This window comes from Nocardiopsis sp. NPDC057823, from assembly GCF_042797335.1.
In the GTDB taxonomy this organism is placed as follows: domain Bacteria; phylum Actinomycetota; class Actinomycetes; order Streptosporangiales; family Streptosporangiaceae; genus Nocardiopsis; species Nocardiopsis changdeensis.
The window spans coordinates 68,622-84,799 of the sequence record NZ_JBHVLR010000003.1 but is presented as its reverse complement, the minus strand read 5'-3'; the positions used below and the strand labels follow the sequence as shown (position 1 = coordinate 84,799).

The 16,178-nt window shown below is 75.7% G+C and carries 11 protein-coding genes; 5 read left to right on the top strand and 6 right to left on the bottom strand.

Translation table 11 applies throughout. The annotated features are described in order from the left end of the window. Positions 1 to 73 precede the first annotated feature (73 nt). The 4 genes from ACFVNO_RS06880 to ACFVNO_RS06865 all read right to left on the bottom strand — a co-directional run bounded on the left by ACFVNO_RS06880 (position 74) and on the right by ACFVNO_RS06865 (position 6,780). The gene (locus ACFVNO_RS06880; protein WP_355265782.1) at positions 74 to 3,118 is read right to left on the bottom strand and encodes an AAA family ATPase; all 3,045 of its coding nucleotides are present in this window, start codon (positions 3,116 to 3,118) and stop codon (positions 74 to 76) included. A 96-nt stretch (positions 3,119 to 3,214) separates the two neighbouring features. Further along, complete coding sequence (locus ACFVNO_RS06875) at positions 3,215 to 3,370, bottom strand: hypothetical protein (RefSeq protein WP_220559850.1); 156 nt, start codon at positions 3,368 to 3,370, stop codon at positions 3,215 to 3,217. 241 nt (positions 3,371 to 3,611) lie between these two features. Beyond that, positions 3,612 to 6,539, bottom strand: coding sequence for an ATP-binding protein (locus ACFVNO_RS06870; RefSeq protein WP_378890087.1), 2,928 nt, complete (start codon positions 6,537 to 6,539; stop codon positions 3,612 to 3,614). A 64-nt stretch (positions 6,540 to 6,603) separates the two neighbouring features. After that, positions 6,604 to 6,780 carry a hypothetical protein gene (locus ACFVNO_RS06865; protein WP_355265776.1) on the bottom strand — a complete coding sequence of 59 codons (177 nt, stop codon included), beginning with the start codon at positions 6,778 to 6,780 and terminating at the stop codon, positions 6,604 to 6,606. Between the two features lie 274 nt (positions 6,781 to 7,054). Between ACFVNO_RS06865 and ACFVNO_RS06860 the strand changes: the two genes are divergently transcribed. From ACFVNO_RS06860 to ACFVNO_RS06850, 3 genes are all read left to right on the top strand, one after another. Continuing rightward, the gene (locus ACFVNO_RS06860) at positions 7,055 to 7,684 is read left to right on the top strand and encodes a hypothetical protein (RefSeq protein ID WP_355265773.1); all 630 of its coding nucleotides are present in this window, start codon (positions 7,055 to 7,057) and stop codon (positions 7,682 to 7,684) included. 73 nt (positions 7,685 to 7,757) lie between these two features. Then, entirely contained in the window at positions 7,758 to 8,099 is a 342-nt protein-coding gene (locus tag ACFVNO_RS06855; RefSeq protein ID WP_355265770.1) for a hypothetical protein, read from the top strand. 290 nt (positions 8,100 to 8,389) lie between these two features. Further along, positions 8,390 to 10,186 (top strand): carbohydrate-binding module family 20 domain-containing protein, encoded by a 1,797-nt coding sequence (locus tag ACFVNO_RS06850; protein ID WP_378890082.1) that lies wholly within the window; start codon positions 8,390 to 8,392, stop codon positions 10,184 to 10,186. A gap of 39 nt (positions 10,187 to 10,225) precedes the next feature. Here the strand turns inward: ACFVNO_RS06850 and ACFVNO_RS06845 are convergent, their stop codons facing one another. After that, a complete protein-coding gene (locus tag ACFVNO_RS06845) occupies positions 10,226 to 10,816 on the bottom strand; it encodes a M15 family metallopeptidase (protein ID WP_355266009.1) in 591 nt (196 codons plus the stop codon). Between the two features lie 199 nt (positions 10,817 to 11,015). Here ACFVNO_RS06845 and ACFVNO_RS06840 point away from each other — a divergent pair, with 199 nt between their 5' ends. Then, on the top strand, positions 11,016 to 11,690 hold the full coding sequence (locus ACFVNO_RS06840; RefSeq protein ID WP_355265764.1) for a response regulator transcription factor: 675 nt from the start codon (positions 11,016 to 11,018) through the stop codon (positions 11,688 to 11,690). Continuing rightward, positions 11,687 to 12,790 (top strand): sensor histidine kinase, encoded by a 1,104-nt coding sequence (locus ACFVNO_RS06835; RefSeq protein ID WP_378890077.1) that lies wholly within the window; start codon positions 11,687 to 11,689, stop codon positions 12,788 to 12,790. Before ACFVNO_RS06840 ends, ACFVNO_RS06835 begins: the two co-directional genes overlap by 4 nt. An 89-nt stretch (positions 12,791 to 12,879) precedes the next feature. Here the strand turns inward: ACFVNO_RS06835 and ACFVNO_RS06830 are convergent, their stop codons facing one another. Next, positions 12,880 to 15,921, bottom strand: coding sequence for a bifunctional [glutamine synthetase] adenylyltransferase/[glutamine synthetase]-adenylyl-L-tyrosine phosphorylase (locus ACFVNO_RS06830; RefSeq protein ID WP_378890073.1), 3,042 nt, complete (start codon positions 15,919 to 15,921; stop codon positions 12,880 to 12,882). Between the last annotated feature and the right edge of the window lie 257 nt (positions 15,922 to 16,178).

The window sequence follows — 16,178 nt, the reverse complement described above, 5'->3', positions numbered from 1 at the left end:
TCGTGGTCTTCCCGCCACCCTATGCCGCCCCCCGGGCCCGGCTCCAGACCGGATCCGGGCCCGGGGGGCGGGGCTACCCCAGGCCGAGTTCGCGCAGCCGGGCGCCGGCGGTGGCGCGGTTGGGCACGCCCAGCTTGGCGAGGATGTTGGACACGTGGACGCTGGCCGTCTTGGCGGAGATGAACAGCTCCTCGGCGATGCGGGCGTTGGTGCTCCCGGCGGCGAGCAGCCGGGCGACCTCCAGTTCGCGGGCGGTCAGCCCGGCGGGGGCGGGGGCGGGCGCCCCGCCGGCGGGGCCGACACCGAGCCGGCGGGCCAGGTCGGCGGCGGAGGCGGCCAGCGGGACGGCCCCGTGCCGGTCGGCGGCCTCGTGGGCCGCGCGCACCAGCTCCCGGGCCCGGTCGCGCTCCCCGGCGGCCACGGCGGCGCGGGCGGCCCGCAGCCGGGCGGAGGCCAGGTGGAGGGGCATGGGGGTGTCCTCCCAGGCGGCCACCGCCTTCTCCCAGAGGCCGAGGCGGTCGGCGGGTCCGCCGCCGTCGAGGTCGGCGGCGTAGGCCAGGATCCGGGCGCGGTGGGCGCGCTGCGGGGTGCCGGTGACGGCCATGGCCCCCATGATCTTCACCGCCATGGCCATGACGCGGCGGGCCCGGTCACCCCCTGCGCCGCCGTCCCCCGCGCCGTTCCCGCCGGTGCCGGCCCCGGCCGCCCGCGCGGCGGCCTCGGCCATCACGTCGACCAGCGGCCAGGTGTAGCCGCGCGAGGCCTCCAGCTCCAGCTGTTCCAGGGCCTGCTCGGACAGGGCCAGGACGGCGTCCACCGAGCCCTCCGCCAGGCCCGTCTCCAGCTTGGCCAGCAGGTCCAGCTGGATGATGTTCATGCGCTGCGCGCCGGGGACGCGCTCGCCCGGCGCCCAGCGGGAGACCCGCCGGGCGGTCTCCAGGTCGCCGGTGGCGGCGGCGCTGCGGGCCAGCACCGCGTCCACGTAGGAGCGGTCCTTGACGGGGCCGCGGGTGCGCAGGATCATCTCGCAGATCTCTCGGGCCTCGGCCAGGTTGCCGAGCTCGAAGTGGATCTCGGCGCGGTTCTGGTGGTTGAACGTCTTGTGGACCGACGCCCAGCCCATCTCCTCGTGGCGGGCCAGGGACTCCTCCAGCACCCGCAGCCCCTCCTCGTGGCGGCCCAGCTCGCGCAGGAAGTGCCCGAGGTTCCCGGCGCCGCGCGCCTCCAGGGAGGGCTCGGAGACCTCGGCGGCGATCCTCATGGCCTCCTCGATGAGCGGGCGGCCGCGCTCCAGGTCGCCCTCGCCGATGTGGAGGCTGCCCAGGGTGATGCGGGCGTCGGCGGCCGCGCACCGGTCGGTCGGGTCGGAGGTCTCGGCCAGGGCGATCGCCTTCTCGGCCAGCTCGCGCGCCGAGTGCCCGGTCTCGCGCAGGTCGCGCAGCCGCTCCTGGTCGGGCGGGACGAGGCGGTCGGCGCGGTGGCGCAGGCTCTCGCGAGCCAGGACGGACAGCAGGGACGCGTAGCCCGGCATGTGGGGCGGGTGCAGGTCCAGGGCGGCCACCAGGTCGTCGATGCCGCCGCCGCAGGTGGTCAGGGAGCGGGCCAGGCCGCGGCGGCGCAGCAGGGTGGCCTTGACGGCGCGGGTGTGGTCGTCGGCGGGGTCCTCGGGAAGGGTGGCCAGGGCCTCGTCGGCGAGTTCGAGGGCGCGGCGGCCGCGCCCGGCGTCCACGGCGGCGCCGGCGGCGCGGGAGACGACCTCGGCCCAGGTGTGGTCCTGGACCCGTTCCCGGGCGTCGGGCACCTGGTCCCACAGGGACAGGACCCGCTCCAGCATGTCGAGCTCCTCGCTGGAGGCGAGGGTGTCCCCGGCGCGGACGGCGGCCCACCAGGCGGCCTGCAGCGCCCGGGGCAGCTCGCGGGCGGCCATGTAGTGGTGGGCCTCCTCCGAGGCGCGCCGCTCGTAGGGGAACAGGTCGGGCCGCTCGTCGATGAGCAGGGCGAAGCGCAGGTGCAGGCGGGTGTGCGGGCCGGGCAGGAGCTCGCCGTGCACGGCGTCGCGCAGCAGGGCGTGCCGGAACCGGTAGCCCTCGCCGTCGACCTTGAGGACGTTGGCGTCGACCAGGGCGTGCAGGGCGGCCTCGAGGTCGCCGTCGGGCAGGCCGGCGGCCTGGCGCAGCACCTCGTGGTCGATACCGCCGGAGACGGCGCCCACGGAGGCCGTGCGCAGGACGGACCGTGCGGTGTCGTCGAACCCCTGGAGGGGCTCCAGGAGCAGGTCGCGGAACCGGTCGGGGACGTCGCCGTGCCCGGCGGGGGCGTCGGCCAGGGACTCCACGAACAGGGGCACGCCCTCGGTGCGGCGGTAGAGCTCGTCCAGCTCGTGCGGGGCCAGCGGGCGGCCGCCGCGCAGGGCGGCGGCGTGCTCGCCGGTCTCGGTGAGGGTGAGCGGGGCCAGCCGCAGGGACTCCACGCCCGGGACGCGTTCGAGTTCGGGCAGCAGGCGGCGCAGCGGATGGGCGCGGTGCAGGTCGTCGCTGCGGTAGGTGGCGATGATCTGCACACCGGGCAGTTCGAGGTTGCGGATGAGGAAGACGAGCAGGTCGCGGCTGGCGCTGTCGGCCCAGTGCAGGTCCTCCAGGACGAAGGTCACGCCCTCGTCCCCGGCGCTGTGGTAGAGCAGGCGCAGCACCTGTTCGAAGAGGATGCCGCGGTTCTCGGGCTCGTGGAAGGCGCCCCGGCCGCCGGTGCGGTTGGCGGAGAGTTCGCCCAGCTCGGGCAGGAGGCGGGCGAGTTCGCCGGTGCCGCCGGGGGCGGCGGCCGCGAAGAGCTCGGGCCCGCGCTCGCGCAGGAGCCTGCGCAGGATCGCGGTGAAGGGGGCGTAGGCGAGGCCGTCGCCGCCCAGTTGCAGGCAGGCGCCGACGTGCACCGCCCCCGGGGGGAGGGTGGCGGCGAACTCGCTGATGAGGCGGCTCTTGCCGACTCCCGCGTCGCCGCCCAGGAGGATCATGCCGGGGCCTGTGGTGCGGGTGCGACGGGCGTGGTCGCGCAGGGCTCCGAGTTCGGCCTCGCGGCCGATGAACACGGGACCGTTGTCGACAAGAAGGGGCATACCGCTCATTATGCCGACCCCGGGTGTCGGTCCGATGGGAATTTCCGGTCGTGGCGGCGGGGCAGTGGGCCGGTCGGTGCCGGCCGGGCCCGGCCGGGCGGCCCGTCAGGCCGCCCGGCCGAAGCGCTCGGCCCTGCGTTCGTCCCGCTCGCGTCGGCGCGCCTCGGCGCGCTGCTCCCGGGCCTCCTTGCGCAGCTGCGCGGAGCGCAGGCGCTCCTCGGTCATCGCGCGGGCGGTGGCGTTGAGCAGTTCGGGGTTCATGCTGTGCTCCTCGAAGCGGTGTGTCGTGCCGGTGTCCCTCACCGACGTCTCCACGATCCCGCTGAGAACCCCGCCCCCACATCGGGAGAACACCCAGTCCCGAGCACCGTCCCGGGCGGCGGGGCGGACCCCGTCTAAGACATCCGGGCCCGGACCGGGCATCCGGCGGCCCCGGTCTAAGACGTCCCGCCCCGGTCCTGAGACCTCTCCGGCGACCTGCGGGGAGCCGTTCGGTCCGGGCTCAGGCCAGGCCCAGGTCGCGGGCGCGGGCGCCGGCCGCGGCCCGGTTGGGGGCGCCGAGCTTGGCGAGGATGTTGGAGACGTGCACGCTCGCCGTCTTGGGGGAGATGAACAGCTCAGCGGCGATCTGCGCGTTGGTGCCCCCGGCGGCCAGCAGCCGCAGGACCTCGGCCTCGCGCGGGGTCAGCCCGGCGGGCGCCGCCCGGACCGGGGCGGTGAACCCGGCCCGGCGGCCCAGGTCGGCGGCCTCCCGCGCCAGGGGCTCGGCCCCGCTCGCGGCGGCGGCCGCGCCCACCGGCTCCCACCAGGCGCGGGCCCGCTCCGGGTCGCGCACGGCCAGGGCGGCGCGGGCGGCGCGCAGGCGGGCCGCGGCCAGGTTCAGCACCAGCGGGGTGGCCTCCCAGGCGGCCACCGCCGCCGCCCACCGCTCCAGGACCTCCCGCGGGTCGGCGGCCCCCTCGGCCAGCCGGGCCGCGGTCGAGGCCCGGAACGCCTCCTGCACCGGGCCGTGCACGGGCATCTCCAGGAGTTCCTCCACCCGGGCGCGAGCGGGGTCGCCGGGCCCGGCGCCGGAGCGGCGCACCGCTTCGGCGGCCAGCTCGGTGATCACCCACCCGTACCCGGCCGACCCGGCGAACCCGGGGCGCTCCAGGACCTGCACGGCGTAGGCGCGGGCGGTCTCGGCGTCGCCCTCGGCCAGGAGGAGGTCCAGCCAGGCGGAGGCCGCCTGCTGGGCCTGGTCCACGCGCTCCAGGCTCAGCACGGAGGCGCGGTCGAGCGAGGCGATGCCCGCCTCCCCCAGCTCCCCCCGGGCCGTCCCGGAGCGGGCCGCCTCCAGGTCGCCCTGGGCGATGGCGGCCCGGGACGCCGGGACCAGGAGGAACACCCGGTGCGTGGGGGAGGGGCTGTGGCCCAGAGCCCGGACGGCGATGGCGCGCGCCCCGGCCAGGTCCCCCATCTCGTAGTGGAGTTCGGCGAGGTTCTGCGAGGTGAAGCCGCCGTGCACCCATCCGGAGTCCCTGTGGCCGGGGGCCGCCAGGAAGTCCTCCAGGAGTTCCAGGGCGCGGGTGTGCTGCCCCTGCTCGCGCAGGTAGTGGGAGAGGTTGTTGACGCCGCGGGCCTCCATCATCGGGTCGCCGATGCGGCGGCTCAGCTCGATGGACCGCTTCAGGTAGGGGCGGCCCCGGTCCTCCTCCCCCTGGGCCATGAGGACCGAGCCCAGGGTGACCAGGGCGGCGGCCAGGGCGCTGTCGTCGCCGACCCGCTCGGCCGCGGTGATGGCCTCCGTCGCCAGCTCCTCGGCGGAGCGGTCCAGCGGGCCGCGGCCGTCGGCGCGGACCATGGTCTCGCGGGCCAGGATCGACAGCATGCGCGCGTACCCGGGCATGTGCGGCGGGTGCAGGCGCAGCGCCTCGGCCAGGTCGTCCTCGGCGCCCGGGTCCACACACTGGCTGCGGGCCTGCCCGCGGCGGCGCAGCAGCAGCGCCCGCAGCTCCAGCCCGGCGTCGTCCGCGGGCTCCTCGGGGACCGCGGCCAGGGCCTCGTCGCACAGCTCCCACGCCATGCGGGGGTGTCCGCCCTCCAGGGCGGACAGGGCGGCCTCGGCCAGCACCGCGGGGCGTTCGCGCCCGCCCAGCAGCGCGGCGGCGTCGGGCACCCGGTCCCACAGCTCCAGGACGCGGCGGAGCATCGCCAGGCGCTCCCCGTGGGCCAGGGTCTCCCCGGCGCGCTCGGCCGCGGCCCAGGCGGCGGTCACCGCGCGCGGCAGGTCGTGGGCGGCCTGGAAGTGGTGGGCCAGCTCGGCGGCGCGGCGCTCGGGCGGGACCGTCCCCGGGTGGTCCCCGACGATGCGGGCCAGCAGCAGGTGCAGGCGGGTGCGGGTGCCGGGCAGCAGGGACTCGTGGACGGCCTCGCGCAGCAGCGCGTGCCGGAACCGGTAGCCGTCGCCGTCCACGTGCAGCAGCCGGGCGTCGATCAGGGTGTGCAGGGCGATCTCCAGGTCCCGGTCGCCCAGGTCGGAGGCGTGGCGCAGGGCCTCGTGGGAGACGGTGCCGGAGACCGCGCCGACGGCCGACAGGCGCAGCACGGACAGCGCGGCGTCGTCCAGCCGGTCCACGGGGGCCAGCAGCAGGTCGCGGAAGGCGTCGGGCACGCCGCCGGGCCGGTGCGGGGAGGCGGCCAGGGCCTCCACGTACAGCGGGATGCCGTCGCTGCGCCGGTACAGGTCGTCGAGTTCGGCGGGGGCGGGGGAGCGGCCGGTGAGGGCGCGCACGTGCTCCTCCACCTCCGCGCGGGTGAGCGGCTCCAGCTCCAGCCGGGTCACCGAGGGCAGGCGCTCCAGTTCGGGGAGCAGGCGGCGCAGGGGGTGGGTGCGGTGCAGGTCGTCGCTGCGGTAGGTGGCGACGATCTGCACGCCGGGCAGGTCGAGGTTGCGGATGAGGTAGACGAGCAGGTCGCGGGTGGCTCCGTCGGCCCAGTGCAGGTCCTCCAGGACCAGGGTCAGGCCCTCCTCGCCCGCGACGGTCCGCAGCAGGTGCAGGACCAGCCCGAACAGCAGGCCCCGGTCCCGGTGGCCGCCCTCGGGGACCGGGCCCAGCTCGGGGAGCAGGCGGGCGAGCTCGCCCGCCCGCCCCCCGGCGGCGAAGGGCTCCGGCCCGCGCTCGCGCAGGAGCTGGCGCAGGGCTGCGGTGAAGGGCGCGTAGGCCAGGCCGTCCACGCCCAGCTCCAGGCAGCCCCCGACCAGCACGGTCCCCGGCCGCCGCGTCCGGGCGAACTCGGCGACCAGCCGGGACTTGCCGATCCCGGCGTCCCCGCCCAGCAGCAGCGCCCCGGAGCGCTCGGTGCGGCAGAGGTCGGCGTGCTCGGTGAGCGCCGCCAGCGGGGCGGCCCGGCCGACGAGCACCGGAGCGGTTCCAGGGAGTAGGGGCATGGGCGCCATTATCCCCAACGGCGCCGTGTCCGGGGCGCCCCGCGGGGACCGGGCGGCGGCGGGCTCAGGCGGCACGGGCGTAGGCCCGGGGGCCGCTGTCGCGGCGGGGCCACCAGCGGCGGCGACGGGCGCGGCGTTCGGCGCGGGCCCTACGGCGCGCGGCGGCGCGGTGCCCCAGGCGGCGGACGTCCTCCTCGGTCAGGGGCGGATGGTGGGCCAGGAACAGGGCTTCGTGGTACACGTTCTCCTCCTCGCGGCGGGGCCGGGTGCCCCGCCCTCCTTCCTCACTCCACGATCGGTCTGAGGAGGTGGGGCGCGCATCGGGAGAAATCCCCGTTCGCGGTGGAGTATCGGGGTCTTAGGGGGTCTTAGGCGCCCGTGGCGCCTTGTCCGGGTCCGGGACCCCCGGGCGCCCGGTCCGGGACCCCGGACCGGCGTGTCACACATGGTGATCCTGCATGCGCGCATAGTTGTCTTGGGTGGTGTCGTGACCGCACGGACGGAAGGCGCGGATGATGGACGGGATCGGAGGCGGCCTGCGCGGCCGCCGACTGGCGGCCGGGGCGGCCGCCCTGATGGGCGCCGGCCTGGTGGTGTCGGCGCCTGCGGCGCTCGCCGACGCGGGCGGGGACGTGCACACCGCTCCGTCGGCCGAGGAGTCCCCGGAGGCCTTCGTCGGGCTGTCCCTGGCGGTGGAGGGGGAGGCGCCGCTGCCCGGGCACGAGGCGGTACTGCGGGCGACGGTGGCCAACGGCGACTCCGGCGAGGCGGTGAGCGGCGCGCAGCTCGCCCAGCACGTCCCCGACGACCTGGAGGTCCTGGAGGTGGGCGCCGGCGGGGTGCTGGAGGACGGCATCGTCAACTGGCGGGTGGACGTGCCCGCCGGGGGAGAGCGGGACTACACGGTCCGGGTCCGGGTGGCGGAGGACGTCCAGGGGGCGGAGCGGCTGATGAGCACGGCCTGCCTGCTGCTGGACCGGAACGCCGACCCGACGGCGTGCGCCAGCGACACGGTCGTGGTGGCCTCTCCGACGGTGCTGTCGCGGGTGACGGAGACGGTGGACGGCGCGCTGCTGGCGCGGGTGGCGGGGGCGGCACTGCTGGTGGGGCTGGGGTGGCTGGTGTGGCGGCGCCGGGTGGCGTGAAGTCCACCCGATCGTTACGTCAGAGTGTCAGGAAAAATCCCACCAGTACTACACGCGGTAGTAGTCTAGGGCCATGGCAATCCTCTACTCCGCGCTCGTCTTCCTGCACATGATCGGCCTCGCGGGCATCATCGCGGGCTTCCTCATGCAGCTCATGACCGACAACCCCAAGTCGACCAAGGTCCTGCTGCACAGCTCCCTGCTCCAGCTCGTCACCGGCCTGCTCCTGGTGGGCGTGGCCGAGATGGGCGACCTGGGCGACCTGAACCACATCAAGATCGGCGTCAAGCTGATCATCGCCCTGGCCGTCGTGGTGGTGGGCGTGCTCAACCTGCGCAAGCCCGCCAAGAACCTGGCGATCATCGCCGGCGTGCTCGCCATCGTCAACATCGGCGTCGCCGTCTTCTGGGGATAGGACCCCGCCGGTCCCCGACCGGCGCCGGCGCGGAGCCCGTGAACCGCGCCGGCGCCGGTTTTTCTTTACCCGTGACGCAAGATCTTGCGCGGGCGCCACCGGTGACCCGACGTGGCGGAACGCGATCGCCTCCGGTCCCGGCCGCTGGAGGGACCACGTCCCATTTCGAAGCGCGGGTAGTGCTCTATTCACAAAGCCGTAACGGGCCGGTAGTGTGCTCGGCATCACGCAATTTCTTGCATTTCACGCAAGAGGATGCGCGACCCCCCGCAAGCGACACTGGAGCGCCGATGCACCGACGCACCCCCCTGAACGCGGCCGCCGCCGCGGCCCTGCTCCTCCTCCCCCTGACCGCCCTCCCCGCGTCCGCGGCACCCCTGCCGGCCCCGGCGGAGGCCGCGGCCGCCCGGACCACACCCGACGACGAGGCCCTCGTCCAGCTCTTCCAGTGGAACTGGGACTCCGTCGCCGCCGAGTGCGAGGACTTCCTCGGACCCAACGGCTTCTCCGGGGTCCAGGTGTCCCCGCCCCAGGAGCACGTCGTCATCCCCTTCGCGGAAGGCGGCAACCACCCCTGGTGGCAGGACTACCAGCCCGTCTCCTACCGGCTCGACAACACCCGGCGCGGCACCGCCGAGGAGTTCGCCGCCATGGTCCGGACCTGCCGCGACAACGGCGTGCGCGTCTACGTCGACGCCGTGGTCAACCACATGACCGGCGACGGCGACGGCGTCGGCAGCGCGGGCACCTCCTGGGCCAAGTACGACCACCCCGACCTTTTCGGCGACGGCACCGCCTCCTACGGGTACGACGACTTCGGTCCCTGCTACGAGGAGATCGCGAACTGGAACGACAAGGAGGAGGTCCAGAACTGCCAGCTGGTGGGCCTGGCCGACCTCGACACCGCCGACCCGCGGGTGCGCGACCACATCAAGCGCTACCTCAACGGCCTCGTCGACCTGGGGGTGGGCGGTTTCCGAGTCGACGCCGCCAAGCACGTCCCCGAAGCGCACATCGCCGACATCTTCGGGAACCTGAACACGGTGCCCGGCTTCGGCGGCACCCCCCGCGTCTTCTACGAGGTCTACGGCGACGCCACCGTCCCCTACACCGCCTACGCCCCCTACGGCGAGGTCACCAACTTCGACTACCAGCGCGACGTGGCCGGGAAGTTCAAGGACGGGAACATCGCCGGGCTGGCGCACATGCCGGACTACGGCGGGCTGACCTCGGAGCAGGCCACCGTCTTCATCGACAACCACGACACCCAGCGCTACCACCCGACCCTCACCTACAAGGACGGGGACCGCTACCACCTGGCGACCGCGTTCATGCTGGCCCACCCCTACGGCACCCCCGTGGTGACCTCCGGCTACGACTTCGGCGACAACGTCACCGAGGGCCCGCCCAGCACCGGGTACGCCGAGGGCAACCCGGCGGGCTGGATCACCGAGGACACCGACTGCTCCACCGGCGCATGGGTCTGCTCCCACCGCCACCCCACCGTCGCGGGCATGGCCGCCTTCCGCGCCTCCGCCGGCGACACCGCCCTGGTCCAGCGCGCCACCGACGGGAACGGGCGCCTCGCCTTCGACCGCGGGGCGCGCGGCTTCGCCGCCTTCAACGCCACCGGCGACACCTGGCGGCTGACCTCCGACACCTCCCTGCCCGACGGCACCTACGACAACGCCGCGGGCGGCGGCACCGCCACCGTCTCCGGCGGACGCGTCACCGTCGAGGTGCCCGCGAACGGGGCCGTGGCCCTGCACGTCGACGGCGAGTGCGAGGACGACTGCGGAGGCCCCGACCCGGGCACCGGGGACACCCTGCGGGCGGTCGTCCACACCGTCTGGGGACAGGAGGTGTACGTGGTGGGCTCCACTCCCGGACTCGGGTCCTGGGACCCCTCCCGGGGCGTGAAGCTGTCCACCGACGCCGCCACCTACCCCACCTGGTCCGGCACGGTCGACATCGGAGCCGGCACCGAATGGAAGCTCGTCAAGGTCGACGGCTCCGGCAACGTGGAATGGGAGACGGGGTCCAACCGGGTCGGCCCCGCCGCCACCGTCACCTGGAACCACCGGTGACCGCCTGAGAGGACCCGCCCCGAACGGCGCCCCCGTGCCTCACCCCTCCGGCACGGGGGCGCCCGCGTTCCGCTCGGAGGCGTCGGAGACCGGGTGCGGGCAGGGCCCGCCCGGCTCCACCGCCAGCTCGTAGTGCCACAGCTCGTTGGCGTAGGTCTGGCACAGCCCGTACTCGTGCCCGAACCGCGAGAACCAGTCCGCGGCGTTGGTGTACCCGATGTCCACCGCGTCCCCGCTGACGTGGGTGGACTCCTCGGGCGAGGCCACCCACCGGCTCGCCTCCTCCTCACCGCCGTGCTCGCGCAGCGCCTCCTCCCACAGGTGCTCCTGGTAGCGCTCGCTGCGCCAGCCGCCGGTCACGATCACCACGTCGATCCCCGCGTCCAGGGCGTCCGCCGCGGCCTCCTGGACAGCCGCCAGCAGCTCGGGGTCCAGGTTGGCCAGCGCCGGGACGTCGGCGTCGACCTCCAGCCCCTCGCCCACCGGCACGAACCCGTCCTCCTCGGTCAGCGGCTCGGAGCCGAATGACAGCCGGCCCGCCGCGGCGCCCCCGCCGCCGGCCTCCTGGGACGCGCAGCCCCCCGACACCAGCACGGCCGCCACGGCCGCGGTCGCCGCCCAGCGGCGCACTGCGTTCAACGAACTCCCCCTCGTCCGGAGCCGGGCCCGGCGCCCGGCCTGCGGGGGCCACACCATCAAAGGGGGAGTTGCGTCCGTGTTGAGCGTTCGCGCAACACTTGCGCAACCCAACACTTCCGCAACAGGCGCGCTCCTAGACTCGGGGCCGAGCGGGCCCGGGGAGCCCGCCGGGAAGAGGGGGCAGCACCGTATGCGCGTACTGGTCGTCGAGGACGAGCCCTACATGGCCGAGGCCCTCCAGGCGGGCCTGCGGCAGGAGGCCATCGCCGCCGACATCGCCCTGGACGGGGACCGGGCGCTGGAACGCGTCGCCGTCAACGACTACGACGCGGTCGTCCTGGACCGGGACATCCCCGGCGTGCACGGCGACGAGGTGTGCGCCGTCCTGGTCCGCGACCACCCCGGCACCCGGATCCTCATGCTCACCGCCGCCGGACGGCTGCGCGACAAGGTCGACGGGTTCTCCCTGGGCGCCGACGACTACCTCACCAAGCCGTTCGCCCTGGAGGAGCTGGTGGTGCGCCTGCGCGCCCTGGCCCGGCGCCCGGCCACCGCCGTCGACCCGGTGCTGCGGGTCGGCGACCTGCGCCTGGACCCCTACCGGCGGGAGGCCCACCGGGGGGCCCGCCCGCTGCGGCTGCCCCGCAAGCAGTTCGCCGTCCTCGAACTGCTCATGCGCGCCGACGGGGCCGTGGTCACCGCAGAGACCCTGCTGGAGAAGGTGTGGGACGAGCACGCCGACCCCTTCACCAGCGCGCCCCGGGTCGCGGTCTCCCACCTGCGCAAGGCCCTGGGCGCCCCCGACCCCGTCGTCACCGTTCCCGGCGTCGGCTACCGCCTGGTCGACCCCGGGCGGGAGCGGTGAACCGGGCCCCGCTGCGGCGGCCGGGACTGCCGGTCAGCGCCCGCCTGCGCCTGACCCTGGGCTACGCCGCCTTCCTGGTCGTGTCCGGGATGGCGGTCCTGGCCGGGGTGTACATCGTCGTCCGCTACATCCCCGACTACCCGCTGACCACCGCCGACCCCAGTGTGACCCACGTCAACATCACCTCCCGGGGGCAGATCGTGGACGCCCTGGTGGACGTGACCCTGTGGGTGCTGCTCGCGCTGGCCGCCATCGGCCTGACCGGGGGCTGGTTCCTGGCCGGGTGGGTGCTCAGGCCCCTGCACCGCATCGACGCGGCGGTCCGCACCGTCGCCGCCGGCCGGCTGGACCACCGCATCCGCCTGACCGGTCCCGACGACGAGTTCCGGCGGCTGGCCGACGCCTTCGACCACATGCTCGACCGGCTCCAGGACGCCTTCGCCGTGCAGGAGCGGTTCGCCGCCAACGCCTCCCACGAACTGCGCACCCCGCTGGCGATCACCGCCACCATGCTCGACGTGGCCCGCCGCGAACCCGGCCACGACCCGGTGCTCGACCGGCTGACCGAGGTCAACTCCCGCGCGGTCGGCATCACCGAGGCGCTGCTGCGGCTGGCCGACGTGGACGCCGTCACCGCGGCCGCCGAACCCCTGGACCTGGCCGACCCGGTCCACCGCGCCGTCGCCGAGGCCCGGGAGGAGGCCGGACGGCGCGGCGTCGGCCTGCGCCTGGACGCGGCGCCCGCGCCGGTGACCGGGGACGCCGAACTGCTGCTGCGGCTGGCCGACAACCTCGTGCGCAACGCCCTGCGCCACAACGTGGAGGACGGCACCGCCACCGTCTCCGTCGGCCGAGCCCCGGACGGGTCCGCCGTGCTGCGCACCGAGAACACCGGCCCCGTGCTGGCCCCGGAGACCGTCGCCCGGCTCACCGAGCCGTTCCTGCGCGGCGAGGGCCGCACCAGGCGCGGCGGCGATGGCTACGGGCTGGGCCTGGCCCTGGTCTCCCGGGTCGTGGCCGTCCACGGCGGGACCCTGGACCTCGCACCCCGCCCCGGTGGGGGCCTGACCGCCACCGTCACCCTCCCCGGCCGTTCCTAGGCTGTGCTCTTTCGAACCTCCGCCGCGCTTCGGCCCGCCGGGCGCCTCGCGAACCCCCGGCGGCACAGGAGAGCGTTCGAGAACAGGTCCTAGTCGTCGTAGAAGACGCGCTCCATCACGGCCCGCGCCCGGCGGGTCGTGCGCAGGTACGCCTCCGTCAGCTGCTCGGCGGGCCCCGCCCACAGGCCCTCCTCGTCCTGGGCGCTGCGGCAGCCCATGGCGGTGGCCAGCGCCGCCCGCACCCGCAGGTCGGTGGGGAGCGAGTCGCCGCCCCGGCCGCGCACCAGCATCACCATGCCGCGCACCCGCGAGGCCAGCCGCCAGGCCTGCTCCAGGACGGCGCCGTCGTCGGCGGTCAGGAACCCGTGGGCGACCGCCGCCTCCAGCGCCTCCAGGGTGCCGGTGGTGCGCAGGTCCGGGTACTCGTGGGCGTGGCGCAGCTGGGTCAGCTGCGCCACCCACTCCACGTCCGACAGCCCGCCCCGGCCCAGCTTGGTGTGCAGGGTCGGGTCGGCGCCGCGCGGCAGCCGCTCGGCCTCCATGCGCGCCTTGAGCTTGCGGATCTCCAGCACCGACGCGGAGTCGATCCCGCCCGCCGGATAGCGGATCGGGTCGATGAGCGCGGTGAACGCGGCCCGCAGCTCCGGGTCGCCGGCCACCGGCCGGGCCCGCAGCAGCGCCTGGCTCTCCCACACCTGCGACCAGCGGCCGTAGTAGGCGGCGTAGGAGTCCAGGGTGCGCACCACCGGGCCGCTCCTGCCCTCGGGCCGCAGGTCGGTGTCGACCTTCAGCGGCGGCTCGGCCGCGGGCATCTCCAACAGCCGCGCCAGCTCCCGGACGACCGCCATCGCCTGCCGGGTCGCCGCGGTGGTGTCCACGCCGGGCAGCGGGGCGTGCACGTACATGACGTCGGCGTCGCTGGCGTAGGTCAGCTCACCGCCCCCGAACCGGCCCATCGCGACCACGCACACCCGGGTCAGCTCCTCGCCGTCGGCCTCCAGCACCCGGGCGGTGGCCACCCGCAGGGCGGCGTCGATGGTCACCGCGGAGATGTCGGTGAGGGCCGAGCCCACCTCCCGGACGTCGGAGACCTCCAACAGGTCGGCGGCGGCGGTGCGCAGCAGCTCGCGGCGGCGCAGCGCCCGCACCGCCGACACCGACTCCTCGGCGGTGGCGTAGCGGCGCAGCGCCGCGTCGGCCTCGGCGGCCAGCGACCCGGGGTCGCGGCGCGCCAGGTCGGCGTCGTCGGCGAGCACCTTGATCGCGTCGGGGGCGCGCAGCAGCAGGTCGGTGACGTAGCGGCTGGTGCCCAGCAGCCACGCCATGCGCTCGGCGACCCGGACGTCGTCGCGCAGCAGCCTCAGGTACCACGGGGTGGTGCCCAGCGAGTCGCTGACCTGGCGGAACCCCAGCAGCCCCGCGTCGGGGTCGGGGGCGTCGGAGAACCAGCCCAGCATCACCGGGAGCAGGGTGCGCTGTATGGCCGCGCGCCGGGACACGCCCGAGGTCAGCGACTCCAGGTGGCGCAGCGCCCCGGCCGGGTCGGCGAATCCCAGCGCCTCCAGCCGGTCGCGGGCCTGCTCGGGGGACAGGCGCACCTCCCCGCCGGGCAGCTTGGCGACGGCGTTCAGCAGCGGCCGGTAGAACAGCTTCTCGTGCAGGCGGCGCACCTCGGCGGCGACCTTGCGGCGGGCCTCGGTCAGCTCCCGCACCGGGTCGGCGACGAAGCCCAGGGCCCGGCCCAGCCGCCGCAGCTCCGCCTGCCCGTCGGCGGTCGCGCCGTCGGGCATCAGGTGGGTGCGGCGCAGCCGCTCCAGCTGCAGCAGGTGCTCCAGCCGGCGCAGGAACCGGTAGGCGTCGGCGAGCCCGGCGGCGTCCTGGCGGCCCACGTACCCGTGCTCGGACAGGGCGGCCAGCGCCACCAGGGTGGTGCCCGACCGCAGCCGGTCGTCGGCCCGGCCGTGGACCAACTGGAGCAGCTGCACGGAGAACTCGATGTCGCGCAGCCCGCCCGGGCCCAGCTTGAGCTCCCGGTCGGCCTGCCCGGCGGGGATGTGCTCCAGCACCCGGCGGCGCATCGCCTGCACGTCCTCGACGAAGTCCTTGCGCGCGGACGCCTGCCACACCATGGGCGTGATGACGTCCATGTAGGCGCGGCCCAGCTCCGCGTCCCCGGCGATCGGCCGCGCCTTGAGCAGGGCCTGGAACTCCCAGGTCTTGGCCCAGCGCTCGTAGTAGGCGCGGTGCCCCGACAGCGGGCGCACCAGCGGGCCGTTCCTGCCCTCCGGGCGCAGCGCCGGGTCCACCTCCCACAGGGTGCCCTCGGCGTCGGTCTCGACGGGCACCCGCATCATGGCGGTGGCCAGCCGGGTCGCCGAACGCATCGCCGCCTGCTCGTCCGCCGGCTCCCCGTCCCCGGGGTCCCCGGCGGGCTCGGCCACGAACACCACGTCCACGTCGCTGACGTAGTTGAGCTCGCGGCCCCCGCACTTGCCCATGCCGATGACGGCCAGGCGGCAGCGGGCGGCGTCCTCGGGGTGCTCGGCGCGGGCCACCGCCAGCGCGCCGTCCAGCAGGGCGGCGGCCAGGTCGGCCAGCTCGGCGGCGACCGCGTCCACGGTGACCAGCCCCGTCAGGTCGCGGCCGGCCAGCCGCAGCACCCGGCGCCGGTAGGCGACGCGCAGCACGTGGCGCAGCTCGGCGGCGGAACGGGTGCCGGAGAGGTCGGCGGCCGGAGCGGGGGAGTGGGGGTCGGCGCCCACGGTGTGCAGCAGCCCCCGGCGCAGCTCCTCCGGCTCGGGGGTGCGGGCGGCGTCGGCGCCGCGCAGCTCCCGCCAGTCGCCGGGGTGGCGCACCAGGTGGTCGGTGAGGGCACCGCCGGTGCCCAGCACCCGGCACAGCCGCTCCCGCAGGTCGGGGTCCTCGCGCAGGGCGTCGCGCAGGACGTCCGGGTCGGGGTCGCTCTCCAGGACCCGGATGAGCCCCAGCAGGGCCTGGTCGGGATCGGGGGCCGCCGCCAGGGAGTCGATCACGGCCGTGTCGGCGGAGGAGTCCAGCCCTGCCCCCGTCAGCAGCCGCAGGGCCCGCGGGCTGTCACTGAAGCCGCGCCGTGCGAGCGAGCCTGCCGTCATGGTGTCTGTTCCGTCCCTTGCCACGCGTCAACGGTAGCCGCACGGCCCCGGGACGGCCGCACGGTGAGGGCCGGAACACCTCCACGCGCCCCCGTCGCCGGGTTCGCCCGGGGATGGTCCGGAACCGGGTCGGGGGGGGGGGGCGAACCGCGCACCGCCCCCGGCGGGGGGGGGGGGGGCGCCGGGGCGGGGCGCCCCCGCGGCGGGGGGGCGCGCGGCGCAGAGGGGGATGGGGGAAAAACAGAAGCCGGACCCCA